At 61.9% G+C, this 25,062-nt stretch carries 19 protein-coding genes and 3 tRNA genes; 4 read left to right on the top strand and 18 right to left on the bottom strand.

The window, feature by feature from the left end; all coding sequences use genetic code 11:
* The first annotated feature begins 166 nt into the window (after positions 1–166).
* On the top strand, positions 167–1,450 hold the full coding sequence (locus C4K38_RS10260) for an NAD(P)/FAD-dependent oxidoreductase (protein WP_053278200.1): 1,284 nt from the start codon (positions 167–169) through the stop codon (positions 1,448–1,450).
* A gap of 214 nt (positions 1,451–1,664) precedes the next feature.
* Here C4K38_RS10260 and C4K38_RS10255 read toward each other — a convergent pair.
* The 12 genes from C4K38_RS10255 to truA all read right to left on the bottom strand — a co-directional run bounded on the left by C4K38_RS10255 (position 1,665) and on the right by truA (position 11,089).
* A tRNA-Asp gene (locus C4K38_RS10255) sits at positions 1,665–1,741 on the bottom strand.
* A 101-nt stretch (positions 1,742–1,842) separates the two neighbouring features.
* A tRNA-Asp gene (locus C4K38_RS10250) sits at positions 1,843–1,919 on the bottom strand.
* A 59-nt stretch (positions 1,920–1,978) separates the two neighbouring features.
* A tRNA-Val gene (locus C4K38_RS10245) sits at positions 1,979–2,054 on the bottom strand.
* Positions 2,055–2,213: 159 nt separating this feature from the next.
* Entirely contained in the window at positions 2,214–2,981 is a 768-nt protein-coding gene (locus C4K38_RS10240) for an SDR family oxidoreductase (RefSeq protein ID WP_219733791.1), read from the bottom strand.
* A 5-nt stretch (positions 2,982–2,986) separates the two neighbouring features.
* Entirely contained in the window at positions 2,987–4,198 is a 1,212-nt protein-coding gene (locus C4K38_RS10235) for an O-succinylhomoserine sulfhydrylase (RefSeq protein ID WP_009048109.1), read from the bottom strand.
* A 33-nt stretch (positions 4,199–4,231) separates the two neighbouring features.
* On the bottom strand, positions 4,232–5,737 hold the full coding sequence (gene purF / locus C4K38_RS10230) for an amidophosphoribosyltransferase (RefSeq protein WP_007921973.1): 1,506 nt from the start codon (positions 5,735–5,737) through the stop codon (positions 4,232–4,234).
* 41 nt (positions 5,738–5,778) lie between these two features.
* Entirely contained in the window at positions 5,779–6,336 is a 558-nt protein-coding gene (locus tag C4K38_RS10225) for a CvpA family protein (protein WP_053278199.1), read from the bottom strand.
* Between the two features lie 98 nt (positions 6,337–6,434).
* Positions 6,435–7,100 carry an SPOR domain-containing protein gene (locus C4K38_RS10220; RefSeq protein WP_053278198.1) on the bottom strand — a complete coding sequence of 222 codons (666 nt, stop codon included), beginning with the start codon at positions 7,098–7,100 and terminating at the stop codon, positions 6,435–6,437.
* Complete coding sequence (gene folC, locus C4K38_RS10215; RefSeq protein ID WP_053278197.1) at positions 7,084–8,391, bottom strand: bifunctional tetrahydrofolate synthase/dihydrofolate synthase; 1,308 nt, start codon at positions 8,389–8,391, stop codon at positions 7,084–7,086. The genes C4K38_RS10220 and folC overlap by 17 nt, the downstream gene beginning before the upstream one ends.
* A complete protein-coding gene (gene accD, locus C4K38_RS10210) occupies positions 8,388–9,308 on the bottom strand; it encodes an acetyl-CoA carboxylase, carboxyltransferase subunit beta (protein ID WP_025804169.1) in 921 nt (306 codons plus the stop codon). The genes folC and accD overlap by 4 nt, the downstream gene beginning before the upstream one ends.
* 268 nt (positions 9,309–9,576) lie before the next feature.
* Positions 9,577–10,200, bottom strand: coding sequence for a phosphoribosylanthranilate isomerase (locus C4K38_RS10205; protein WP_053278196.1), 624 nt, complete (start codon positions 10,198–10,200; stop codon positions 9,577–9,579).
* Between the two features lie 64 nt (positions 10,201–10,264).
* Positions 10,265–11,089 carry a tRNA pseudouridine(38-40) synthase TruA gene (gene truA / locus C4K38_RS10200; RefSeq protein WP_053278195.1) on the bottom strand — a complete coding sequence of 275 codons (825 nt, stop codon included), beginning with the start codon at positions 11,087–11,089 and terminating at the stop codon, positions 10,265–10,267.
* Positions 11,090–11,318: 229 nt separating this feature from the next.
* Between truA and C4K38_RS10195 the strand changes: the two genes are divergently transcribed.
* On the top strand, positions 11,319–11,978 hold the full coding sequence (locus C4K38_RS10195) for a M24 family metallopeptidase (protein WP_053278194.1): 660 nt from the start codon (positions 11,319–11,321) through the stop codon (positions 11,976–11,978).
* A 78-nt stretch (positions 11,979–12,056) separates the two neighbouring features.
* On the opposite strand, the gene C4K38_RS10190 is transcribed toward C4K38_RS10195, so the two are convergent.
* From C4K38_RS10190 to leuC, 6 genes are all read right to left on the bottom strand, one after another.
* Positions 12,057–14,660: a motility hub landmark protein FimV gene (locus C4K38_RS10190; RefSeq protein ID WP_053278193.1), complete on the bottom strand. Its 2,604-nt coding sequence runs from the start codon at positions 14,658–14,660 to the stop codon at positions 12,057–12,059.
* A 202-nt stretch (positions 14,661–14,862) separates the two neighbouring features.
* Complete coding sequence (locus C4K38_RS10185) at positions 14,863–15,873, bottom strand: aspartate-semialdehyde dehydrogenase (protein ID WP_053278192.1); 1,011 nt, start codon at positions 15,871–15,873, stop codon at positions 14,863–14,865.
* 184 nt (positions 15,874–16,057) lie between these two features.
* On the bottom strand, positions 16,058–17,170 hold the full coding sequence (gene asd, locus C4K38_RS10180; protein ID WP_007921989.1) for an aspartate-semialdehyde dehydrogenase: 1,113 nt from the start codon (positions 17,168–17,170) through the stop codon (positions 16,058–16,060).
* Positions 17,171–17,224: 54 nt separating this feature from the next.
* Positions 17,225–18,307: a 3-isopropylmalate dehydrogenase gene (leuB, locus tag C4K38_RS10175; protein ID WP_025804174.1), complete on the bottom strand. Its 1,083-nt coding sequence runs from the start codon at positions 18,305–18,307 to the stop codon at positions 17,225–17,227.
* Between the two features lie 228 nt (positions 18,308–18,535).
* Positions 18,536–19,180, bottom strand: coding sequence for a 3-isopropylmalate dehydratase small subunit (leuD, locus tag C4K38_RS10170; protein WP_007921993.1), 645 nt, complete (start codon positions 19,178–19,180; stop codon positions 18,536–18,538).
* Between the two features lie 10 nt (positions 19,181–19,190).
* The gene (gene leuC, locus C4K38_RS10165; RefSeq protein ID WP_053278191.1) at positions 19,191–20,609 is read right to left on the bottom strand and encodes a 3-isopropylmalate dehydratase large subunit; all 1,419 of its coding nucleotides are present in this window, start codon (positions 20,607–20,609) and stop codon (positions 19,191–19,193) included.
* A gap of 145 nt (positions 20,610–20,754) precedes the next feature.
* On the opposite strand from leuC, the gene C4K38_RS10160 reads away from it, so the two are divergent.
* Positions 20,755–21,645 (top strand): LysR family transcriptional regulator, encoded by an 891-nt coding sequence (locus C4K38_RS10160; RefSeq protein WP_053278190.1) that lies wholly within the window; start codon positions 20,755–20,757, stop codon positions 21,643–21,645.
* An 81-nt stretch (positions 21,646–21,726) separates the two neighbouring features.
* Positions 21,727–25,005, top strand: a complete 3,279-nt coding sequence (locus C4K38_RS10155) for an EAL domain-containing protein (protein WP_053278189.1) — start codon at positions 21,727–21,729, stop codon at positions 25,003–25,005.
* Positions 25,006–25,062: the final 57 nt, after the last annotated feature.

Below are 25,062 nucleotides of genomic sequence, written 5' to 3'. Positions count from 1 at the left end.
TACGGAATTCCGGAGGGGTGTCAACACCTTTTTTGCAGCTAACCCTCTGAATATGCGAATTTTTATTTTTCGGGCTCAGCAAGAAGATTTTTCGATGGCTGGTAGGCGTTTTTCAACTCAGGTAGGATCGACGCAATCGTCAAGAATATTAAACAGAGGTTGCAGGATGGCGAACACTCCCTACCCACAGTCGTATTACGCCGCGTCAGCCAACGCCGCTCCAGCCCGCCCATCACTGCAAGCTGATGTGGAAACCGATGTCTGCGTGATCGGTGCCGGCTACACCGGCCTGTCCAGCGCCCTGTTCCTGCTTGAGAACGGTTTTAAAGTCACCGTCCTGGAAGCAGCCAGGGTTGGCTTCGGCGCTTCCGGGCGTAATGGTGGGCAGATCGTCAACAGCTATAGCCGCGACATTGACGTGATTGAACGTAGTGTCGATCCCAAGCAGGCTCAGTTGCTTGGCCAGATGGCCTTCGAAGGCGGCAGGATCATTCGTGAGCGGGTCGCCAAGTATCAAATCCAGTGCGACTTGAAGGACGGCGGAGTGTTCGCCGCCATTACCAGCAAGCAGATGGGCCATCTGGAGTCGCAGAAGCGCCTGTGGGAGCGCTACGGCCACACCCAGCTGGAATTGCTGGATCAGCGTCGTATTCGCGAAGTCGTCGCCTGTGACCTGTATCAGGGCGGCATGCTCGACATGAGCGGTGGACACATCCACCCACTCAACCTCGCGCTGGGTGAAGCGGCAGCCGTAGAGTCGCTGGGCGGCGTTATCTACGAGCAATCCCCCGCGGTGCGCATCGAACGCGGCGCCAATCCGGTGATACACACTCCACAAGGCAAAGTCAGGGCCAAGTTCGTCATAGTCGCGGGCAACGCCTACCTGGGCAACCTCGTGCCGGAGCTGGCCGCCAAATCGATGCCGTGCGGCACCCAGGTCATCACTACCGAACCCTTGAGCGATGAGCTGGCAAATAGTCTTCTCCCCCAGGACTACTGCGTCGAGGACTGCAACTACCTGCTGGATTACTACCGCCTTTCCGCCGACAAGCGCCTCATCTTCGGCGGCGGCGTGGTGTACGGCGCTCGGGACCCGGCGAATATCGAAGCAATCATCCGACCGAAGATGCTCAAGGCCTTCCCGCAACTCAAGGATGTGAAGATCGACTACGCCTGGACCGGCAACTTCCTGCTGACCCTATCGCGCCTGCCGCAAGTCGGACGCCTGGGCGACAACATCTACTACTCCCAGGGCTGCAGCGGCCATGGCGTCACCTACACCCATCTGGCGGGCAAGGTACTGGCAGAGGCCCTGCGCGGCCAGGCAGAGCGTTTTGACGCCTTTGCCGAGCTGCCGCACTACCCCTTTCCTGGCGGCCAGCTGTTGCGCACCCCATTCACTGCAATGGGTGCCTGGTATTACAGCCTGCGGGACAAGCTGGGGTTCTGATAACCCCGCCCCTCTCCAAATAAAAAACCGCCCATAAGGCGGTTTTTTTTGGGGCGTTGCAGAGGGGAAATATCGACAGCCTGAGCGACATCGAAAAAAGCCGGATTCCGAAAACAAAAAACCCCAGTCTTTCGACCAGGGTCTTTGCTATCGATCCGAAGAGCCTGTGGCTTCTTCGTCACCTGAGGGCGTTCAGTATTCCCTCAAGTAGATATGGCGCAGCGGACGGGACTCGAACCCGCGACCCCCGGCGTGACAGGCCGGTATTCTAACCGACTGAACTACCGCTGCGTATCGCTTGGACTTGCGTCCATGTGAACCGTTTAAATCGTCTGACTGGAAAGCTTCGAGGCTTTTCAATCTCAAATCAGGAACACCTGACTTGGAAAATATGGCGCAGCGGACGGGACTCGAACCCGCGACCCCCGGCGTGACAGGCCGGTATTCTAACCGACTGAACTACCGCTGCGCGTCGGTTGGATGCTTCCTTGGAAGCCTCCGCCTTTCTTTCGAAAGACACTCAAGAAGTGGTGGGTGATGACGGGATCGAACCGCCGACCCTCTGCTTGTAAGGCAGATGCTCTCCCGGCTGAGCTAATCACCCTTTGCTTCGTTGAGGCCGCGAAATTTACGCAGATACCGATGCTAAGTCAATACCCTGCTTGAAGTTTTTCTGAAAAAGACAAAATCACGACAAAGCCTGCGGAAGGGATCAACAACACCGGCGACCTCAAGCCGCGCTCGCTGCGCCCTTCACATGCCATCAATCGCGATAAATCATTTTTTTGCTCATGCCGCCGTCGACCACGAACTCCTGGCCAGTGACAAAACCGGAGTTCTTCGACAACAGCCATGCCACCATCGCCGCCACATCTTCGACCGTCCCTACCCTGCCCGCTGGATGTTGGGCATGATCGGCATCGCTCAAAGGTTCGGCCCGACGCGCCGCCGGATCCCGGGCGTCGATCCAGCCGGGGCTGACCGCATTGACCCGAATCTCCGGCCCCAAACTCATGGCCAGCGCATGGGTCAAGGCCAGCAGACCGCCCTTGCTCGCCGCATAGGCTTCAGTGTCGGGTTCCGATTGCCGGGCACGGGTAGACGCCAGGTTGACGATGGCTCCGCCGTGGGCGCGCAGATACGGCGCACAGTGCTTGGCCAGGAGCATCGGACCACTGAGGTTCACCGCCAGCACCCGATTCCAGTAAGCCAGGTCGAGGCTTTCCAGGGTGATGTTGCGCGGATCGGCGACCGCCGCGTTGCACACCAACGCATCGAGGCGCCCGAACTGCCCCAGCACTTCGGCGACACCCAGAGCGACCTGCGCTTCATCCGCCACATCCATGCCGATGAACCAGGCACTATCACCCAGGACCTTGGCCACCTGGGAGCCGCGTACGCGGTCCAGATCGGTCAGCACCACCTGCCAGCCTTCGCTGATCAGCCAGGCAGCGATGCCCAGACCGATACCCCGTGCCGCGCCGGTCACCAGCGCGACGCGGCCGTTGGCAATGCTCTGCTGTTCGGACAACTCGATCACAAGGCTGCCAAGCCGCGCGCCAGGTCGGCTTGCAGGTCCACCACATCCTCAAGACCGACAGCGATACGAATCAGGCTGTCACGGATGCCCGCCGCTTCACGCTCTTGCGGTGCCAGACGGCCGTGAGAGGTGGTGCTCGGGTGAGTGATGGTGGTCTTGCTGTCACCCAGGTTGGCGGTAATGGAGATCAGGCGAGTGGCATCGATAAAACGCCAGGCCCCTTCCTTGCCGCCCTTGACCTCGAAACTCACCACCGCACCGAAACCACGCTGCTGACGCTTGGCCAGTTCGTATTGCGGATGGCTTGGCAGACCGGCGTAGTGCACCTTCTCGATGCCGTCCTGCTGCTCCAGCCATTCGGCCAGGGCCTGGGCATTGGCACAATGGGCGCGCATACGCAGGTTGAGGGTCTCGAGGCCCTTGAGGAAGATCCAGGCGTTGAACGGACTCAGGGTCGGCCCCGCGGTACGCAGGAAACCCACCACTTCTTTCATTTGTTCGCTGCGACCAGCCACCACACCGCCCATGCAACGACCCTGGCCGTCGATGAACTTGGTCGCCGAGTGCACCACCACATCCGCACCCAGCTTCAGCGGCTGCTGCAGCGCCGGCGTGCAGAAACAGTTGTCGACCACCAGCATCGCGCCCTTGGCGTGAGCCACTTCGGACAGCGCAGCGATATCCACCAGCTCGGCGAGCGGGTTGGACGGCGATTCAACGAACAGCAACTTGGTATTGGCCTTGATTGCCGCATCCCAGCCGGACAGGTCCGCCAGGGGCACGTAGTCGACCTCGATACCGAAGCGTTTGAAATACTTTTCGAACAGGCTGATGGTCGAGCCAAACACACTGCGCGAAACCAATACATGATCGCCCGCACTGCACAAACTCATGACCACCGAGAGAATGGCCGCCATGCCGGTGGCCGTGGCCACGGCCTGCTCGGCGCCTTCCAGGGCGGCGATGCGCTCTTCGAACGCCCGCACGGTCGGGTTGGTGTAACGGGAATAGACATTGCCCGGCACCTCGCCAGCGAACCGCGCGGCCGCATCGGCGGCCGTGCGGAACACGTAGCTGGAGGTGAAGAACATCGGATCACCGTGCTCCCCTTCCGGGGTACGGTGTTGGCCGGCGCGCACGGCCAGGGTATCGAAAGCTACGCCATCAAGGTCGCTGTCCAGCCGACCGGCATCCCAATCCTGACTCATGCCGCCTACTCCTTATGTCTTTAATGCTCTAAATCAGTTGTTGTACAGATCGATGATCGCACTGACCGCCTGGGTCTTGGCCTTGGAGGCATCGTTACGGGCGTTTTCGATCTTGTTCAGGTAGGCCTCGTCGACGTCGCCAGTGACATATTTGCCATCGAACACCGCGCAGTCGAAGTTCTCGATCTTGATCTTGCCACCACCGACCGCCTCGATCAGGTCAGGCAGATCCTGATAGATCAACCAGTCGGCGCCGATCAGATCGGCCACATCCTGAGTCGAACGATTGTGTGCGATCAGTTCGTGAGCGCTCGGCATGTCGATGCCGTACACGTTCGGGAAACGCACGGCCGGCGCTGCGGAGCAGAAGTAGACATTCTTCGCACCGGCTTCACGGGCCATCTGGATGATCTGCTTGCAGGTGGTGCCGCGAACGATCGAGTCATCCACCAGCATCACGTTCTTGCCGCGGAACTCCAGCTCGATGGCATTGAGTTTCTGGCGCACGGATTTTTTCCGTGCAGCCTGGCCCGGCATGATGAAGGTCCGGCCGATGTAGCGGTTCTTCACGAAGCCTTCGCGGAACTTGACGCCCAGGTGGTTCGCCAGCTCCAGCGCCGCGGTACGGCTGGTATCCGGAATCGGGATGACCACGTCGATATCGTGATCCGGACGCTCGCGCAGGATCTTCTCGGCCAGCTTCTCGCCCATGCGCAGACGCGCCTTGTACACCGACACACCGTCGATGATCGAGTCCGGACGCGCCAGGTAGACGTGTTCGAAGATGCACGGAGTCAGTTTCGGATTGGTCGCGCACTGGCGGGTATGCAGCTTGCCGTCTTCAGTGATGTAGACCGCTTCGCCCGGCGCCAGGTCGCGGATCAGGGTGAAGCCCAGCACATCCAGGGACACGCTTTCGGAGGCGATCATGTACTCGACGCCTTCGTCGGTATGACGCTGACCGAACACGATCGGGCGAATACCATGAGGGTCGCGGAAGCCAACGATCCCATAACCAGTGACCATGGCCACTACCGCATAACCACCAACGCAACGGTTGTGCACGTCAGTCACGGCGGCGAACACGTCTTCTTCGGTCGGTTGCAGCTTGCCGCGCTGGGCCAGCTCGTGAGCGAAGACGTTGAGCAGGACTTCCGAATCGGAATTGGTGTTGACGTGGCGCAGGTCAGATTCATAGATCTCCTTGGCCAGCTGTTCAACATTGGTCAGGTTACCGTTATGTGCCAGGGTGATGCCGTAAGGCGAGTTGACGTAAAACGGTTGAGCTTCGGCCGAAGTCGAGCTGCCAGCGGTCGGATACCGCACATGGCCAATACCCATGTGACCGACCAGGCGCTGCATGTGCCGTTGATGGAAAACGTCACGGACCAGGCCGTTGTCCTTGCGCAGGAATAACCGGCCATCATGGCTGGTCACGATACCGGCAGCGTCCTGGCCGCGGTGCTGGAGGACGGTTAGCGCGTCATACAGCGCCTGATTGACGTTCGACTTACCGACGATACCGACGATGCCACACATGCGACGCAACCCCTACTTAATGAAACTGAACTGAACACATCTTACTGAGGCGTTTTGGCCGGTAAGAGTTGTTCCTTGAACGGTATTTCAGCGGGTACGCTGATACCGCTGGCCAGCCACTGACTGCTCCACCCCAATATGAGGTTTTTTGACCAGTCTGCAACCAATAGAAATTGTGGCACCAGTCGCGACTGCTGCCACCAGGAATCCTGTTGTACCGGTCCCAGGCTCAACAGCCCGACTGCCACGACCACCAGCAACGCGCCACGCGTCGCGCCGAAGGCCATGCCCAGAAATCGATCGGTCCCGGATAGCCCGGTGACGCGAACCAATTCGCCGATAAGATAATTGATCATTGCGCCCACGATTAAAGTGGCGACAAACATGATGGCACAGCCCGCGATCACGCGAGCCGAGGGAGTCTCGATGTATCCGCTGAGGTATTCGGACAGAGAGCCACCAAACATCCAGGCAACGACTCCTGCGACGATCCAGGTAAGCAGCGACAGCGCTTCTTTGACGAAGCCGCGGCTCAAACTGATCAAAGCGGAGATGGCGATGATTGCAACGATCGCCCAGTCAACCCAGGTAAATGGCACAGTGCAGCCTACAGACGGATAAGGCGGCGCATTTTAACAGAGCGCATGGCCGTCGGTAAGCTGCGATTCACTGTGCTTTGCAAATCAAGGTGATAGCCTTAACCACGCTCAGGCTGGAAGCGCACGACAAAGCCCTTGAGGTTCTGCTGACGGCTCAGCAAATCGCGCAGGCGGTCCGCCTCGGCCCGCTCGATCAACGGACCGACGAACACCCGATTTTTGCCATCGGCGGAACGGATATAGGCGTTGTAACCCTGGCTGCGCAGGGTTTTCTGCAGGTTTTCAGCACTTTCCCGACTGGACAGGCTGGCCAGTTGCACCGACCAACTGACCGACAGGCCATTCGCATCGACACGGCTTGGAGTCGCATCGGGCTTGGCCGGTGCCGCGGCAATCGGCTGGGCCGGAGCCGGTTTAGGCGTTGGTGCTGGCGGCGGAGCCACTGGCTTGCTCGCGGCGACTGGCGGCGACACCGGAGCCGGGGCTGGAGCAACTGGGGCGCTTGGAGCAATCGGCATCGAAGGCGCGACCTGCTTGGCCACCTCTTCATCGGTGGGTACCGGCTCCTGCGGATCGGGCACCACGACCGGCTCGACCTGCACCTGGGTTACCGCAGGTGCCTGAGGCACTGCTGGCGCTTCGACATTGACATGCCGCTGCTCATCTTCACGGGAAAACAGCATCGGCAGGAAAATCACCGCCAACGCCACCAGAACCAGGGCCCCAACCATTCGCTGCTTGTAGACGTTATCCAGCATAGCCATGTGCAGCTTCCTCCGTGGAGCGCCGGGCGAGCCACTCGAGCGCCTCGGCAACACAATAAAAAGATCCGAACAGCAGAATCTCGTCTTCGGCCGTAGCCTGCGCGCACTGCCCTTCCAGCGCAGCAGCCACACTCTCATAAGACGTTACCGAAGCCCCAAGGTTCTCCAGTGCCGCCTGCAAGTCCGCAACGGGACGCGCTCGAGCAGAATCCAGTGGCGCCACCGCCCAATGCTCGACACAGGCATCCAGACGAGCAACCACACCCTCCAGATCCTTGTCCGCCAACAGGCCGAATACCGCCAGGCGCTTGCCCGCCACTGGTCGGCGTATCAGGCGCTCGGCCAGATACTCCGCGGCATGGGGGTTGTGCCCGACATCCAACAGCAGGTTCAGGCGCTTGCCCTGCCATTCGAACTGACGGCGATCCAGGCGCCCGACCACTCGCGTCTGCCGCAAGGCTTCGGCGATGCGCTCGGCCTGCCAAGGCAGCCCCAGCAGCAAATAGGCCTGCAAGGCCAGCGCGGCGTTCTCCATGGGCAGATCGAGCAGCGGCAAGTCGCGCAGCTCGACGGCATTGCCCCGCGCATCGAGACCGCGCCACTGCCAGTTCACCTCAGTAATTCCCAGGTCGAAATCACGACCCCGCAGGAAGAACGGGCAGTTCAACTCACGCGCCTTATCCAGCAGGGGTTGAGGAGGATTCAGGTCACCGCAGAGCGCAGGCGCACCCTGGCGGAAAATGCCGGCCTTCTCGAAGGCCACGGATTCACGGGTGTCGCCCAGGTAATCGGCATGGTCGACGCCGATACTGGTGACCAGCGCCAGATCAGCATCCACCAGGTTGACCGCATCGAGGCGCCCGCCCAGGCCGACTTCCAGCACCACCGCATCGAGACCGGCACGCTGGAACAGCCAGAAGGCCGCCAAAGTGCCCATCTCGAAATAGGTCAGGGAAATTTCACCGCGCCCGGCTTCGACCGCGACAAAGGCCTCGCACAGCTCGGCATCGCTGGCTTCGACGCCATCGATCTGCACGCGCTCGTTGTAGCGCAGCAGATGGGGAGAATTGTAGACCCCGATCTTCAGCCCCTGGGCTCGCAGCAAGGAGGCCACGAACGCGCAGGTAGAACCCTTGCCGTTGGTACCGGTCACCGTGATAACCCGAGGCGCCAACCTGCCCAATCCCATGCGGGACGCTACTTCTTGCGAGCGCTCCAGCCCCATGTCGATGGCTGACGGATGCAACTGCTCAAGGTAGGCAAGCCAGTCGCCAAGGGTACGTTCGGTCATATGTTTGCAGGCACCGGTGGCACCACGATCGCCTCGACAGGTGCAGCCACGAATTCAGGCGTCGGCAGCCCCATCAGCTGGGCCAGCAGGTTGCCCAGGCGCGGACGCAGCTCCTGGCGCGGGATGATCATATCGATGGCGCCATGCTCCAGCAGGAACTCGCTGCGCTGGAAACCTTCCGGCAGTTTTTCACGCACGGTCTGCTCGATCACGCGAGGACCGGCAAAACCGACCAGGGCCTTGGGTTCAGCGACAATCACGTCACCCAGCATCGCCAGACTGGCGGAAACGCCACCGTAGACCGGGTCGGTCAACACGGAAATGAATGGCAGCCCTTCTTCACGCAGGCGCGCCAGCACCGCGGAAGTCTTGGCCATTTGCATCAGGGAGATCAGCGCCTCCTGCATCCGCGCACCGCCGGAAGCGGAGAAGCAGATCATAGGGCAACGTTTTTCCAGCGCGTAGTTGGCGGCACGCACAAAACGCTCGCCAACGATGGCGCCCATGGAGCCGCCCATGAAGGAGAACTCGAACGCCGACACCACCACCGGCATACCCAGCAGGGTACCGCTCATGGAAATCAGCGCGTCCTTTTCACCGGTCTGCTTCTGGGCCGCGGTCAGGCGATCCTTGTACTTCTTGCCGTCGCGGAATTTCAGACGGTCTACCGGCTCCAGGTCGGCGCCCAGTTCGGCACGGCCTTCAGCGTCGAGGAAAATGTCGATACGGGCGCGAGCGCCGATACGCATGTGATGGTTGCACTTGGGGCAAACGTCCAGGGTCTTTTCCAGCTCTGGACGATACAGCACCGCCTCGCAGGATGGGCACTTGTGCCACAGACCTTCAGGCACCGAGCTTTTCTTCACCTCGGAACGCATGATCGAAGGGATCAGTTTGTCTACTAACCAGTTGCTCATGCTTTCTTTCTCCAGTACCGGCGGCCCGAACGCTCTGGTTCGCGGCCCCGCGTATGCCCTTGAGCTAAATTCATGTGTGCGGCGATGATCTGTTCGCTACCGCGGTCAGCGCGAGCTTGACCTGCCTGTACCGAACGGCTCCTCAGCCATCCCGGCAACCCCCGGATAGAGCGGTTGCCACTTCGATTTCGGCCCGCCCAGCGACGGTGCCGGCCTGTTTTGTACAGTGGTGTTATGGACGGCGGCAGACTGCCAGCCGTCACATCGACTAACAGCTGCCGCGAACGGCCTGCATAAATGCGCGAATCTTTGCGTGATCCTTGATGCCCTTGCTCTGCTCCACCCCACCGCTGACATCCACCGCGTACGGGCGAACCTGTGCTATCGCCTGGCCGACATTCTCGGCAGTCAAGCCACCGGCAAGGATGATCGGCTTGCTCAAGCCTTGCGGTACTAGTGACCAATCGAAGGCTTCGCCGGTTCCACCCGGCACGCCCTCGACATAGGTATCGAGCAGGATGCCGCTGGCCCGCGCATAAACCGCGCAACCGCCGGCAATATCGTCGCCGGCCTTGACTCGCAACGCCTTGATGTAGGGCCGGTGATAGCCCTCGCAGTCCGCCGGTGTTTCATCGCCGTGAAACTGCAGCAGGTCCAGCGGCACCGCGTCGAGGATCTCGCCCAGCTCACAGCGGCTGGCATTGACGAACAGGCCCACGGTGGTCACGAACGGCGGCAACGCGGCAATGATCGCTCGCGCCTGCTGGACGTTCACCGCCCGCGGGCTCTTGGCGTAGAACACCAGCCCGATGGCATCGGCCCCGGCCTCGACCGCCGCCAACGCATCCTCAATGCGGGTAATCCCACAAATTTTGCTGCGAACGGCTGACATGTCGTTTAAACCTCAGGGCAAATCCGGGGAAAGTCCCGGATGGTAGCAAATGCTTTTCCGGGCGTCAGCCGTCAAGTTCCGAGAAGCCGGTAAGGAAATGTGGCCCGATGTATCGCTCGGGCAACTCGAACTCATCGTGATACTCGACCTGTACCAGATACAGCCCGAAAGGATGCGCCGTCACCCCGCCTGTGCGGCGAATCCTGCTCTCCAGCACTTCCCTGGCCCATTCGACCGGACGCTCGCCCGCGCCGATGGTCATCAACACCCCGGCGATATTGCGCACCATGTGATGCAGGAACGCGCTGGCGCGGATATCCAGGACAATCATCTTGCCGTGCTGGGTGACCCGCAGATGGTGAATCTCCTTGATCGGCGACTTGGCCTGGCACTGTCCGGCGCGGAATGCGCTGAAATCATGGGTACCCACCAGATGCTGGGCCGCCTCGGCCATCCGCTCGACATCCAGCGGACGATGATTCCAGGTGATCTCCTCGTTCAGGTGCGCCGGACGGATCTGGTCGTTGTAGATCACGTAGCGATAGCGGCGGGCAATCGCCTTGAACCGCGCATGAAAATGCGCCGGCATGACCTTGGCCCAGCTCACGCTGATGTCGTGGGGCAGGTTGATATTGGCCCCCATCACCCACGCCTTCATCGAACGCTCGGCCTGGGTATCGAAGTGCACCACCTGCCCGCAGGCGTGCACGCCGGCGTCGGTACGCCCGGCGCAAGACAGCAGCACCGGCGAGTCCGCCACTCGGGACAGCGCCTTTTCGAGGGTTTCCTGGACACTTGGGACACCGGAAGCCTGACGCTGCCAGCCGCGATAACGCGAGCCCTTGTATTCGACACCCAACGCGATTCTGAAAAAGCCTGCGGCCGCCATTTCGGCGGCCGCGTTATCTATATTTGCCAAGAACTTACAGCCTGCTGATATGCGCAAAGGTGGCCATTATAAGGCGCGCGCAAGCAGACGCCATGCACGGCCCGCTTTTAGTTGAGGTTTGCTGATATGCGCCGGCGAGCGTAAACAGGATTGCGTGAAAACCAGGACAAACGCTATATAGGTCAATATATAGCGACAAGCATGAATCCACTCGACCGGGACCTGACCAATGACCGCCATCAACAAGGAGGCCGTGGGCCTTGCCTACAGCCTGCAAGGCATGCTCCACGCCAAGCACAAGACCTGGGAAGCCATCACGCAGATAGCCGCACGCATCCAGCCAGGCATGCTCGAATCCCAGGCTCGCGCATCGGGGCTGGAGGTGCTTGCAGAGCTGGGCATGGACAGGATCTGGCATCCGGCGCTGGTGCGCTTTGGCGAAAACACCCTGAAGACCTTCAAGCAACGCTCCGAAGGCGATCCGGCACTGGGTGACAACGACATCTTCTTTATCGACCTGGGGGTGGTCTGGGACCGCCACGAAGGCGATTGCGGCGCCACCTTCGTCACCGGCAACGATCCCGAGATGCACGCCTGCGCCGCGGCAGCCCAAACCCTGTTCGAACGGGTCCGCGATCACTGGAGCGAGCACAAGGTGGCCGGTCCCGCCCTGTATCGCTATGCCGAAGAACAGGCGAGCGCCATGGGCTGGGTGCTGAACCTGGAGATCAAGGGGCATCGGGTCAGCGACTTCCCCCACGCCATCTATCGAGCGGGCGACCTGGGCAACTTCGAGGCGTGCCCCAACGTCGGCCTGTGGATCCTGGAAATCCAGATCGCCCACCCTACCCGGCCGTTCGGTGCCTTCTACGAAGACCTGCTGGCCTAACCGTACAAGCCCTGCCATTGGCCCGGAAGCAAAAACGGCAGCCTCGATGGCTGCCGTTTTTTTGCTGCTAGCGCAGACTCAGACCAGACGCGCGAGCATTTCCTTGGCTTCGCTTTTCTGACCGTCATTACCTTCGCTGATGACTTCGCCGAGAATATCCCGCGCGCCATCGTTATCGCCCATGTCGATGTAGGCCTGGGCCAGATCGAGCTTGGTCGCCACTTCGTCGGCGCCGGAAAGGAAATCGAAATCCCCTTCGTCGGCACTGCCCGCAGCGTCTTCCGCGGTAAAGGTCGGCTCGGCCAGCGCCGGCTGTTCGAGGCTTTGCGACAAGCGATCCAGCTCGGCGTTGACATCGTCCAGCTCGGACGCGAAAGCATCCTTGGCAGCGGGCTGCGCATCCATCTCGTCCGCCAGGGACAAGTCGAAGTCCGCAGGCAGTTCAAGATCGTCGAGCGCAGCTTCGGTCACCGTAGGCACCTCGACAGCCGGCAGATCCTTCAGGTCGTCATCCAGGCTGAGAAGGAAATCCTCATCGGCTTGCGCAGCGGCAGGCAGATCCTCTCCCAGATCCAGGTCGAAATCCGACAGGTCGTCCAGGCTTTCCTTGGCTTCGGTTTGCTGCTGCAACACCGACTCGAAACTCAGGTCGTCATCCAGCGGGAATTCGTCCAGCTCGGGCTCAACTTGAGCAGGAGCAGCCGGAGCCGCCAGCGACGCCGGAGAGGCCGCCTCCAGATCGTCCAGGCTCAGATCGAAATCGGTATCCAGGTCGTCGACAGCCGGTGCCGGCGTAGGCTCCTGTGGCTCATCGAGCAGCAGTTCCTTGACGTATTGAGCATCCAGCGCCGCCGCCGCAGCTGCCGCGCCGAGACCCGCAGCCGCCACCGCGGCCATCGCCGGGAAACGGCTTTTCAGCTGCTCGACTTCAGCGTGGTTCTTGCCATTGGCCACCAACTGACGCTCCTCAGCCACAAAGGCGCTGCGATCGCCCTGATGACCGTAGACTTCCATCAGTTTCAAGCGCAACTCGCTACGCTGCGGCTCCAGCTTGACGGCTTCCTCCAAAATCGCCGCCGCCTGGTTCAGGCGACCGCCATTGATATGGGACTGGGCCTGATCCAGCACATCGGCCGGATGCTCGACTGCGGCAGCCACCGGTGCCGCGGCCACCACAGGCGCCACGACTGGAGCTGGAGCTGGAGCTGGAGCTGGAGCTGGAGCGAGCTTGACGCTCGGCGGTGGAACTTCAAGGCCTTCGAAGCTGCTTTCCGGCAGATCCAGATCCTTGGACAGCTCAGCCTCTTCGGACAGGGCACGAGCCATGCGCAGATGTTTTTCCGCTTCCAGCTGAGCCTTGCGGCGACGAGCCAGCAACAGCAGCAGCAACAGCACCAAGATCGCCCCGCCACCCGCCAGACCCAGGAGGATCGGGTTGGTTAGCAGGTCGTTGAATTTGTCTTCATCGGACGCCGGCGTTTGCGCCTGGGCCGGTGCCGCTTCAGCCGGGGTCTCGCCCGGAGCTGCCGCAGGATCGGTCACTGGCGCCGCCGGGGTCGCCGGCTGCTCGGCCAGTTGCGCCGGCATGGCCGCGGTCGGTTGTGCTGGCGCCACGGCACCCGCCCCTTCCGCCTGCAACTTGGCCAACTGGTCGTTCTTCAATTCGATCAGGCGTTGCAGCTTGTCCAGTTGGCTCTGCAGGTCCGTCATGCGGCTTTTCAGCTCGGCGTTGTCACGCCGGGCCGCATCGAGGCTTTCCTGAGTCACCGCCAGCTTGTTGCTCAGCGCCTGGCTGTCGCCAGCCGCACCCTTGCCCCGCGCCTTGCCCGACTCGGCAGACACCAGGCTCAGACTATCCTTGACCGCGCCTTGCGCAGGTACCTTGTCCGCACCGGCACGCCGGGTACCGTCCAGTTGCTGCTGAGCTCCGCGTGGTGCCAGGCGACGCCCCTGACGCCAGGCCGTATTCTGCGCGGCAACCTCGGCGATCGCTTGCGGCTGCGGCAGGCTGGTGCTCTGCACGGCATCGGGCAGGCGCAATACCTGCCCGGTTTTCAGCCGGTTGATGTTGCCATCGATAAAGGCATCTGGATTCAGCGCCTGGATGGCCAGCATGGTTTGCTGGACCGAACCGCCATTGCGGGCCTTGGCTGCGATTTCCCAGAGGGTGTCGCGGGCCGAGGTGGTGTATTGGGTAGGCTTGCCGGCGCCGGTGACCGGCGCGGCAACCGCTGGAGCCGGCGCCGCGGATTGCGCGGCCGCTTCAGCGGTTTGCGGGGAAAACTTGGAAGGATCGAGCAGCACGCTGTAGTCGCGCAGCAGGCGACCATTGGGCCACATCACCTGCACCAGGAACTTGACCATCGGCTCGGAGAGCGGCTGGCTCGAAGTGACCCGCAGCACACTCTTGCCGCTGGCATTGAGCACAGGGGTAAAGCTCAGGTCATTGAGAAAGGCCTGGCGATCGACGCCCGCCTTGGCGAAATCTTCAGGCGAGGCCAGGCTCGGCACCACCTCGGCGGCGGTGAGATCCTTGACGTCCAGCAACTCGATTTCTGCAACCAGTGGCTGGTTCAGAGTCGACTTCAGGGTCAGCTCCCCGAGCCCAAGCGCCTGCGCCATACCGGAGGACAGCGCCGATGCGGCCGCTATTGCTAACACCAGTTTGCGAACTTGAACCATAGCCTCATCCTTTGTTTGAACATTCCTCGGCCAGCGAGAAGGTGTTGTAGCGCTGCCGTAAGGCATTGCGTGCGGCCTGAAGGGCCGTTTCGCGCGATTATGTCTGCATGCCTTGGAAGAGCGCGACGGCAGCTCACCTCCAGCAACCAGCCAAGCATAGCGCCCAGCTAGAATCATTCTGCAAATTGTTGCCAAGTATCTTTTACAGAAGGTCTTTTATCAACAACTCAGCCAGCTGCACCGCGTTAAGGGCGGCCCCTTTGCGTACGTTATCTGACGTCAGCCAGAGATTAAGTTCCGCCGGGTCGTCGATCCCCGCACGCACCCGACCAACGTAGACCACATCCTGTCCCACTGCATCGCCCACTGCGGTCGGGTAGTCCCCCGCCTCCACCAGTTCGATGCCTGGAGCCGCTTCAAGCGCGGCATTGACCGCTTCCAGGTCGATTGCCGTGGCTGACTGCAGAGTCACGCTATAGCTATCGCCAAAAAACACCGGGGCTTGAACGCAAGTGACAGAAATCTTTAATAAAGGCTGCGCCAGTACCTCGCGCAACTCCCGGACCAGACGTTTTTCCAACAAGGTGTGACCCTGCTCGTCGGGCGTGCCGACCTGCGCCAACAGGTTGAACGCCATCTGCCGGTCGAAGAATCGCGGTTCCAATGGGCGGGCATTGAGCAGTTCGGCCGTCTGCCGCGCCAGCTCGGTTACCGCTTCACGGCCCTGGGTGGACACCGCCAGGCTGGCGGTCAGGTTGACCCGCTGGATCTCGAACAGGGCCTGCAACGGCGCCAGGACCACTGCCAGCGAGGTGGCTGCGGCGCTGGGGCTGCTGAGTTGAACGGGCTTCTTCAGGCCTGCCAGCTCGCGCTCGTTGGCTTCCGGCACCAGATTCGGCGCCTGGGCCGAAGGCAATGCGCCCGACAGGTCGATCACCGCGCAATTGGCCGCCGTCGCCCGCGGGGCGAAGCTCAGGGTCACCGCCGGGCCGGCAGCGAAAAACGCCAGCTGCACCTTGCTGAAGTCGAACTCGTCGACCTCGCGCACCCGCACATTCTTTCCACGAAACGGCACCGAGTGCCCCGCCGACTCGCTGCTGGCCAGCAAGTGCAGGTTGGCGATCGGGAAATCGCGTTCTTCGAGAATCTGGACGAGGGTTTCGCCGACAGTACCGGTGGCACCGATCACGGCGATATCGAAGGACTGGTTCATGGTGCTACCTCTGGCGAAACGGGGGGAGCGGCACTTTACCCGGCGCTTGGGGGCGAGGCAATTTATCAGACCTGACACATCAGACTTTTCGCAAACATGCTCATAGCCAGTAATCAGGAGCGGCTCCGACATAAAAAAGCCCGCGCCTCTTGCAAGGCGCGGGCTCTTTCAACATCTCAAGCGATCAACGCTCGAGCAGGATCCGCAGCATGCGGCGCAGCGGCTCGGCGGCGCCCCACAGCAGCTGGTCGCCGACGGTGAACGCGCCGAGGAACTGCGAGCCCATGTTCAGCTTGCGCAGACGGCCCACCGGGATGTTCAGGGTGCCGGTGACCTTGGTCGGGCTCAGCTCCTGCATGCTGATGTCGCGCTGGTTCGGTACCAGTTTGACCCAAGGGTTGTGCTGGCTGATCAGCCCTTCGATATCGGCGATCGGCACGTCCTTGTTCAGCTTGATGGTCAGCGCCTGGCTGTGGCAGCGCATGGCGCCGATGCGCACGCAGATGCCGTCGACCGGGATCGGGCTCTTGAAGCGACCGAGGATCTTGTTGGTCTCGGCCTGGGCCTTCCATTCTTCGCGGCTCTGGCCGTTCGGCAGTTCCTTGTCGATCCACGGGATCAGGCTGCCGGCCAGCGGTACGCCGAAGTTCTCGGTCGGGTAGGCATCGCTGCGCATGGCTTCGGCGACCTTGCGGTCGATGTCGAGGATGGCGCTGGCCGGGTTGGCCAGGTCATCCGCCACGGCGGCGTGGGTCGCGCCCATCTGCTTGATCAGTTCGCGCATGTTCTGCGCGCCGGCACCGGAGGCCGCCTGGTAGGTCATGGCGCTCATCCATTCCACCAGACCGGCTTCGAACAGGCCGCCCAGGCCCATCAGCATCAGGCTGACGGTGCAGTTGCCGCCGATGTAGTTCTTGGTGCCGGAGTCCAGCTGCTGGTCGATGACCTTGCGGTTCACCGGGTCGAGGATGATCACCGCGTCATCCTGCATGCGCAGGCTGGAAGCGGCATCGATCCAGTAACCCTGCCAGCCGGCTTCGCGCAGCTTGGGGAAGACTTCGCTGGTGTAGTCGCCACCCTGGCAGGTCAGAATCACGTCGAGGGTCTTCAGCTCTTCAATGCTGTAAGCGTCCTTGAGCGGAGCAATGTCCTTGCCCACGGACGGGCCTTGGCCACCGACATTGGAAGTGGTGAAAAACACCGGCTCGATAAGATCGAAGTCCTGCTCTTCCAGCATCCGCTGCATGAGCACGGAACCGACCATACCGCGCCAACCGATCAGACCTACACGTTTCATCGCAACTACACCTATACAAAAGTGGGCCACCGTCTGAGCGGTGGGCCCGAAAGATTACAGATTCCGCAGCGCGGCGACTACTGCATCGCCCATTTCCTGCGTACCCACCTTGGTGCAACCGGCCGACCAGATGTCGCCGGTGCGCAATCCCTGGTCCAGTACCAGGCTCACGGCCTGTTCGATGGCATCCGCCGCGTCGTTCAGGTTGAAGCTGTAACGCAACATCATCGATACCGACAGAATGGTCGCCAGCGGGTTGGCGATGCCCTGCCCGGCGATGTCCGGCGCCGAACCGTGGCATGGCTCGTACATGCCCTTGTTGTTGGCATCCAGCGACGCCGACGGCAGCATGCCGATGGAACCGGTGAGCATCGACGCTTCGTCGGAAAGGATGTCGCCGAACATGTTGTCGGTGACGATCACGTCGAACTGCTTCGGCGCACGCACCAGTTGCATGGCGGCGTTGTCGACGTACATGTGGCTCAGTTCGACATCCGGGTAATCCTTGGCCACCTGCTCGACCACTTCGCGCCACAGTTGGCTGGACGCCAGGACGTTGGCCTTATCCACCGAGCAGAGCTTCTTGCCGCGCACACGGGCCATGTCGAAACCGACGCGGGCGATGCGGCGGATTTCACTCTCGCTGTACGGCAGGGTGTCGTAGGACTGGCGCTCGCCGTTTTCCAGCTCGCGGGTGCCACGTGGCGCGCCGAAGTAGATACCGCCGGTCAGCTCGCGAACGATGAGGATGTCCAGGCCCGACACGATTTCCGGCTTGAGGCTGGAAGCGTCGGCCAGTTGCGGGTAGAGGATCGCCGGACGCAGGTTGCCGAACAGGCCCAACTGCGCGCGGATCTTCAGCAGGCCGCGCTCAGGACGGATATCACGCTCGATCTTGTCCCATTTCGGGCCGCCCACGGCGCCCAGCAGCACCGCGTCGGCTGCCCGCGCACGGTCCAGGGTCTCGTCGGCCAGCGGCACGCCGTGCTTGTCGATGGCCGCACCACCGATCACGTCATGGCTCAGCTCGAAGCCCAGGCTGTACTTGTCGTTGGCCAACTCCAGCACCTTGACCGCCTCGGCCATGATTTCCGGGCCAATACCGTCACCTGGGAGAATCAGAATCTGCTTGCTCATGCTTTCCTCATTTGCTCTGTCGGTGTGCTGATGGGCACGCCCGGAAAAATGCTGTTGCCTGGCCCGCGGCGCCCGTTCATCTGTAAAGAACGAAGCGCTGGCCCGAATATCAAGCCGCCATGGCTTTTTTTGGCGGTTCCGGCGAGCAAAAAGCTCGCTCCTACAGGTTTTGTGTCCTCTCCTGCCGGAGCGAGCTTGCTCGCGATCAATGCATCACTTTAACGCCGATCAGGCGTCGCGAAACAACCACGGCTGGCTGGCACGATGCTTGGCCTCGAAGGCGGCAATCGCGTCGCCGTCCTGCAAGGTCAGGCCGATATCGTCCAGACCGTTGAGCAGGCAATGCTTGCGGAACGCATCGATCTCGAATTTCAACACCTTGCCATCGGGACGGGTCACGGTCTGGGCCTGCAGATCGATCTGCAGTTGGTAGCCCGGATTGGCCTCGACCTGCTGGAACAGCTCATCGACTTCAGCATCGCTGAGGATGATCGGCAGCAAGCCGTTCTTGAAGCTGTTGTTGAAGAAGATGTCGGCGTAGCTCGGCGCAATGATGCTGCGAAAACCATATTCTTCCAACGCCCAGGGGGCGTGCTCGCGGCTGGAGCCGCAACCGAAGTTTTCCCGGGCCAGCAACACGCTGGCGCCCTGGTAGCGCTCGGCGTTGAGCACGAAATCCTTGTTCAGCGGACGCTTGGAGTTGTCCTGGTACGGCTGGCCGACATCCAGGTAGCGCCACTCGTCGAACAGGTTCGGGCCGAAGCCGGTGCGCTTGATCGACTTGAGGAACTGCTTGGGAATGATCTGATCGGTGTCGACGTTGGCACGATCCAAAGGCGCGACAAGACCGGTGTGCTGGGTGAAAGCTTTCATGCTGCGCTCCTTAGATCAATTCACGGACGTCGACGAAACGACCGTTGACGGCGGCGGCCGCGGCCATGGCCGGGCTGACCAGGTGAGTACGCCCACCGGCGCCCTGACGACCTTCGAAGTTGCGGTTCGAGGTCGAAGCGCAATGCTCGCCGGACTCCAAACGGTCCGGGTTCATCGCCAGGCACATCGAGCAGCCCGGCTCGCGCCATTCGAAGCCCGCTTCGAGGAAGATCTTGTCCAGGCCTTCCGACTCCGCCTGGGCCTTCACCAGGCCCGAACCCGGGACCACGATGGCCTGCTTGATGGTCGAGGCCACCTTGCGGCCCTTGGCGATGACCGCCGCGGCACGCAGGTCTTCGATCCGCGAGTTGGTGCAGGAACCGATAAATACCCGGTCCAACTGGATGTCGGTGATCGCCTGGTTGGCGGTCAAACCCATGTATTTCAAGGCGCGGACGATGGAGTCGCGCTTGACCAGGTCCATTTCCTTGGCCGGGTCCGGCACGTTCTGATCGACGGCCAGCACCATCTCGGGCGAAGTGCCCCAGCTGACTTGCGGCTTGATCTGCGCGGCATCCAGCTCGACCAGGGTGTCGAACTTGGCGTCGGCGTCGGACACCAGGTCTTTCCAGGCTTCGACAGCGAGGTCCCATTCCGCGCCCTTGGGTGCGAACGGACGACCCTTGACGTATTCCACGGTCTTTTCGTCCGCCGCCACCAGGCCCACGCGGGCGCCGGCTTCGATGGACATGTTGCAGATGGTCATGCGGCCTTCGACGGACAGGTCGCGAATCGCGCTGCCGGCGAACTCGATGGCATGGCCGTTACCGCCGGCGGTGCCGATCTTGCCGATCACGGCCAGGACGATATCCTTGGCGGTCACGCCAAATGGCAACTTGCCCTCGACCCGCACCAGCATGTTTTTCATTTTCTTGGCGACCAGGCACTGGGTGGCGAGCACGTGCTCGACCTCGGAGGTGCCGATGCCGTGCGCCAGGGCGCCAAAGGCACCGTGAGTCGAGGTGTGGGAGTCGCCGCAGACCACGGTCATGCCCGGCAAGGTGGCGCCCTGCTCCGGGCCGATGACGTGAACGATGCCCTGGCGCACGTCGTTCATCTTGAATTCGACGATGCCGTATTCGTCACAGTTGTCGTCGAGGGTCTGAACCTGCAAACGCGAGACCTGGTCGGCGATGGCGCTGATGCCGCCCTTACGCTCCGGTGTGGTCGGTACGTTGTGGTCCGGGGTCGCGATATTGGCATCGATGCGCCAAGGCTTGCGCCCGGCCAGACGCAGGCCTTCGAAGGCTTGCGGCGAGGTCACTTCGTGGATGATGTGACGATCGATATAGATCAGCGCCGAACCATCGTCGCGCTGCTTGACCAAATGCGAATCCCAGAGCTTGTCGTAGAGCGTTTTGCCGGCCATCAGACGGTTCCTCATCATTTTCTATGCCACGGGTCTCTGACACCGGTCAATAACCCCTTGGCTTGTGAGGCTGATGCTATGGCGTTACATTAAATAACTCAAATTCATATTTTTTATACTTTGGATAACCGACTGGAATACGACCATGGACCTGGCCAACCTCAATGCCTTTATCGCGATTGCCGAAACCGGCAGCTTCTCCGGGGCCGGCGAGCGCCTGCACCTGACCCAGCCGGCCATCAGCAAGCGCATTGCCGGCCTTGAGCAACAACTCAATGTGCGGCTGTTCGATCGCCTGGGCCGCGAAGTGGGCCTGACCGAGGCCGGGCGCGCCCTGCTGCCGCGGGCCTATCAGATCCTCAACGTGCTGGACGACACCCGTCGGGCGCTGACCAACCTGACCGGCGAAGTCAGCGGCCGCCTGACCCTGGCCACCAGCCACCATATCGGCCTGCACCGCTTGCCGCCCTTGCTGCGCGCCTTTACCCGGCGTTACCCGGACGTGGCCCTGGACATCCAGTTTCTCGACTCGGAAGTGGCCTACGAAGAGATCCTCCACGGTCGCGCCGAGCTGGCGGTGATCACCCTGGCCCCCGAGCCCCATACGCTGGTCAAGGCCACGCCGGTGTGGGACGACCCACTGGACTTCGTCGCCGCCCCCGAGCACCCGCTGGTGAGCAACGGCACGGTCAGCCTGGCCGATATCGCCCTGCATCCGGCGGTATTTCCCGGCGGCAACACCTTTACTCACCATATTGTCCAGCGCCTGTTCGAGGCCCAGGGCCTGACCCCGAACATCGCCATGAGCACTAACTACCTGGAAACCATCAAGATGATGGTGTCCATCGGCCTGGCCTGGAGCGTACTGCCCCGCACCATGCTCGACGATCAGGTGGCGCGCATTCCTTTACCGGGCATACAGCTCACTCGCCAGCTAGGCTATATCCTGCATACCGAACGGACGCTGTCGAATGCTGCGCGGGCTTTCATGGCCTTACTGGATGCACAAGTCGATTGGCCAGGGACCAAGGCGTAAGCGTCCCGGAATGACTTATGCCCCCCCGTTGATTGCCTGAACCCGCGCCCAACGCTCTTTTCAGCCCAGGGCCCGCTGCTCATGCCAAAACCCGCTGACCGTCTACCGCCCATGCCGCGCATTCACGCGCTCGACCCTAAACAGTCGGAGCAAAGCTGGGAGAGCGCCCCGCAGCTGCTCGCCGCGCTCAATGGCGCACGGCTGGGCGCCTGGTACTGGGACATCGAAAGCGGGCAAATCAGCTGGTCGCGGGGCACCCAGGCGCTGTTTGGCTTCGATCCGCGCCAGACGCTGCCCAAAGACCTGGAATACCTCGACCTGCTGCCCGAGGAAGATCGCGCCAAAACCATTCGAGCCTTCCATTCGGTGCTGGCCGGCGCGCCGCTGGAGCAGGCGATGCATCACCGCATCCGCTGGCCCGACGGCAGCCTGCACTGGCTGGAAATCAATGGCAGCGTGCTGCCGGACAAACACGGCAAGCCCCGAATGATCGGGGTGATTCGCGAAATCACCCATCAACGCCAGCGGGAACAGGCCCTCAGCAGCTCGGAAAAACGCTTTGCCACGCTGTTTCACCTGTGCCCGAACATGGTGCTGCTGACCCGCCTGGAAGATGGCCTGATCAGCGAAGCCAACCAGTACTTCGAAATCCTCTTCGGCTGGCCGGTGCAGCACGTCATCGGCCGCACCACCCTCGAACTGGGCCTGTGGGTCGACCCGGAACAACGGGCGCAAATGGTCAAGGCAGTACAGAAGCGCGGCCAGGCCGCCACCCTCGAGGTGCAACTGCGCGCCAGCAATGGGCAGATTCACGACGGCATTCTCAGCGCCCAGAAAGTCGAGCTGGAAGGCCAGGCCTACCTGCTCAGCACCTTTCTCGACACCAGCGAACGCAAGCTCGCCGAACAGGCCCTCAAGGACAGCCAGGAACGCCTCGATCTGGCCCTGGACTCGGCCCAGCTCGGCACCTGGGACTGGCACATTCCCAGCGGCATGCTCTATGGCTCGGCCCGCGCCGCACAGCTGCATGGCCTGGAGCCGATACCCTTCCACGAGTCCTTCGATGCGTTTTTCGAGGGTGTGCCCGACGAAGAACGCGACAGCATGCGCAACGCCTACCGCAGCCTGCGCGAAGGCCCGGCGGGCAATTATCAGCTGACCTACCGCGTACAGCTGGCCGACGGTTCGTCACGCTTTTTGGAAAGCCGCGCCCGCCTCTACCGCGACGAGCAGGGCCATCCGCTGCGCATGGCCGGGACCTTGCTGGACATCACCGAACAGGTCGAACGCGAGCAGCGCCTGGTGACGTCCGAGGAGAAATTCGCCAGCCTGTTCCAGGTCAGCCCGGACCCGATCTGCGTCACACTCCAGGAAACCGGACAGTTCATCGAGATCAACTCCAGCTTCACCCAGACCTTCGGCTGGACCCTCGACGAAGTGCTCAACCGCAGCGCCGACCAGATCGGCCTCTGGGACGACTCCGCGCAGCGCCTGCAGCGGGTCGAGCAGGTGATCCGCGAACAGGCGCTGAACAACGTCGCGGTGATGGTCCGGCACAAGGACGGGCAACCCCTGACCTGCATCATTTCCAGCCGGCAGATCACCGTCGACAAACAGCCCTGCATTGTCACCACGCTGCGCGACATCACCCAGCAGCAACGCTCCGAGGCCGCGCTCAAGGCCAGCGAAGAGAAGTTCGCCAAGGCATTCCACTCCAGCCCCGACGCCATCACCATCACTGAGCGCGACACCGGGCGTTACCTGGAGGTCAACGATGGCTTCTGCCGGTTGACCGGTTACCGCGCCGAAGAAGTGATCGGCCGCACCGTGTATCAGGTCGGTATCTGGGCCGAGGAAAAACAGCGCTCGATCCTGCTCGCCGAGCTGCAGATCAAAGGCCGGGTCAATCACCTGGAAATGCTCGGCCGCAACAAGCGCGGAGACATCCTGACGGTCGAGGTGTCGGTCGAACCCATCACCCTCAATGAAACCGCCTGCCTGCTGCTCACCGCGCGGGACGTCAGCCTGCTGAAAAACGCCCAGGCGCAGATTCGCCACCTGGCCTACCACGACCCGCTGACCAACCTGCCCAACCGCGCCCTGCTGATGGATCGCCTGAGCCAGCAGATCGCCCTGCTCAAGCGCCACAACCTGCGCGGCGCCCTGCTGTTCCTCGACCTGGACCATTTCAAGCACATCAACGATTCCCTCGGTCACCCGGTGGGCGATACCGTGCTGAAGATCGTCACCGCGCGGCTCGAAGCCAGCGTGCGCATGGAAGACACCGTGGCGCGCCTGGGCGGCGACGAGTTCGTGGTCCTGCTCAGCGGCCTGGAAGGTAGCCGCAGCGAAGTCAGCGATCAGGTGCGGGAACTGGCCGACACCCTGCGTGAACTGCTGTCCGAGCCGATGTTCCTCGACGGCCAGCGCCTGCAGGTGACCCCGAGCATAGGCGTGGCCCTGATTCCCGATCACGGCTCGACCCCCACCGACCTGCTCAAGCGCGCCGATATCGCGCTGTACCGGGCCAAGGACTCCGGGCGCAACACCACCCAGATGTTCCACAACACCATGCAGAAAGCCGCCAGCGAGCGCCTGCGCATGGAAACCGACCTGCGCCTGGCCCTGTCCCGGGGCGAGTTCAGCCTGCACTTCCAGCCCCAGGTCGATGCCCGCGACAACCGCATCGTCGGCGCTGAAGCCCTGGTGCGCTGGCACCACCCCGAACTGGGGGCGCAATCGCCCACCGAGTTCATCAAGGTCCTGGAAGACAGCGGCCTGATCCTCGAGGTCGGCACCTGGATTCTCGACGAAGCCTGCCAGGCCTTCAGCCAGCTGATCACCGAAGGCCTGGTGAACCCGCTCGATTTCAGCCTGTGCGTGAACATCAGCCCGCGGCAGTTCCGCCAGAACGACTTCGTCGAGCGCATAGAGCGCAGCCTGAGCCATTACCAGTTGCCGTCTTCGCTGCTGAAGCTGGAAATCACCGAAGGCATCGTGATCCAGAACCTGGAAGACACCATCAGCAAGATGCGGCGCCTGAAAAAACTCGGCGTGAGTTTCGCCATGGACGACTTCGGCACCGGTTATTCGTCGCTGACCTACCTCAAGCGCTTGCCGGTGGATGCGCTGAAGATCGACCAGTCTTTCGTTCGCGACGCGACCCACGACCCCAACGACGCGGAGATAGTGCGCGCCATCGTCGCCATGGCCCGCAGCCTGGACTTGAACGTGATCGCCGAAGGCGTGGAAACCGCGGAGCAGCTCGAGTTCCTGCAAGGCCTGGGCTGCCACCTGTATCAGGGTTACCTGCACAGCCGACCGTTGCCGCTGGAGGGTTTGAAAGCCCTGCTGGCCTGAACGGACGAACATGCAATCTCCGGCCTGACAGATCAACCGGGCAGCAATTGCCAGGGT

The sequence above is a fragment of the Pseudomonas chlororaphis subsp. piscium genome, assembly GCF_003850345.1.
GTDB classification, from domain to species: domain Bacteria; phylum Pseudomonadota; class Gammaproteobacteria; order Pseudomonadales; family Pseudomonadaceae; genus Aquipseudomonas; species Aquipseudomonas piscium.
Note: the sequence above shows the minus strand (reverse complement) of the source record. Positions and strands in the feature narration are given on the sequence as shown.

Bases quoted from the DNA above. Each gene is read 5' to 3' on its own strand.
- C4K38_RS10260 (WP_053278200.1), top strand. From the start codon at position 167: ATGGCGAACACTCCCTACCCACAGTCGTATTACGCCGCGTCAGCCAAC.
- C4K38_RS10235 (WP_009048109.1), bottom strand. From the start codon at position 4,198: ATGAGTCAGGATTGGGATGCCGGTCGGCTGGACAGCGACCTTGATGGC.
- purF (WP_007921973.1), bottom strand. From the start codon at position 5,737: ATGTGTGGCATCGTCGGTATCGTCGGTAAGTCGAACGTCAATCAGGCG.
- C4K38_RS10220 (WP_053278198.1), bottom strand. From the start codon at position 7,100: ATGGCTATGCTGGATAACGTCTACAAGCAGCGAATGGTTGGGGCCCTG.
- folC (WP_053278197.1), bottom strand. From the start codon at position 8,391: ATGACCGAACGTACCCTTGGCGACTGGCTTGCCTACCTTGAGCAGTTG.
- accD (WP_025804169.1), bottom strand. From the start codon at position 9,308: ATGAGCAACTGGTTAGTAGACAAACTGATCCCTTCGATCATGCGTTCC.
- C4K38_RS10205 (WP_053278196.1), bottom strand. From the start codon at position 10,200: ATGTCAGCCGTTCGCAGCAAAATTTGTGGGATTACCCGCATTGAGGAT.
- truA (WP_053278195.1), bottom strand. From the start codon at position 11,089: ATGGCGGCCGCAGGCTTTTTCAGAATCGCGTTGGGTGTCGAATACAAG.
- C4K38_RS10195 (WP_053278194.1), top strand. From the start codon at position 11,319: ATGACCGCCATCAACAAGGAGGCCGTGGGCCTTGCCTACAGCCTGCAA.
- C4K38_RS10190 (WP_053278193.1), bottom strand. From the start codon at position 14,660: ATGGTTCAAGTTCGCAAACTGGTGTTAGCAATAGCGGCCGCATCGGCG.
- C4K38_RS10185 (WP_053278192.1), bottom strand. From the start codon at position 15,873: ATGAACCAGTCCTTCGATATCGCCGTGATCGGTGCCACCGGTACTGTC.
- asd (WP_007921989.1), bottom strand. From the start codon at position 17,170: ATGAAACGTGTAGGTCTGATCGGTTGGCGCGGTATGGTCGGTTCCGTG.
- leuB (WP_025804174.1), bottom strand. From the start codon at position 18,307: ATGAGCAAGCAGATTCTGATTCTCCCAGGTGACGGTATTGGCCCGGAA.
- leuD (WP_007921993.1), bottom strand. From the start codon at position 19,180: ATGAAAGCTTTCACCCAGCACACCGGTCTTGTCGCGCCTTTGGATCGT.
- leuC (WP_053278191.1), bottom strand. From the start codon at position 20,609: ATGGCCGGCAAAACGCTCTACGACAAGCTCTGGGATTCGCATTTGGTC.
- C4K38_RS10160 (WP_053278190.1), top strand. From the start codon at position 20,755: ATGGACCTGGCCAACCTCAATGCCTTTATCGCGATTGCCGAAACCGGC.
- C4K38_RS10155 (WP_053278189.1), top strand. From the start codon at position 21,727: ATGCCAAAACCCGCTGACCGTCTACCGCCCATGCCGCGCATTCACGCG.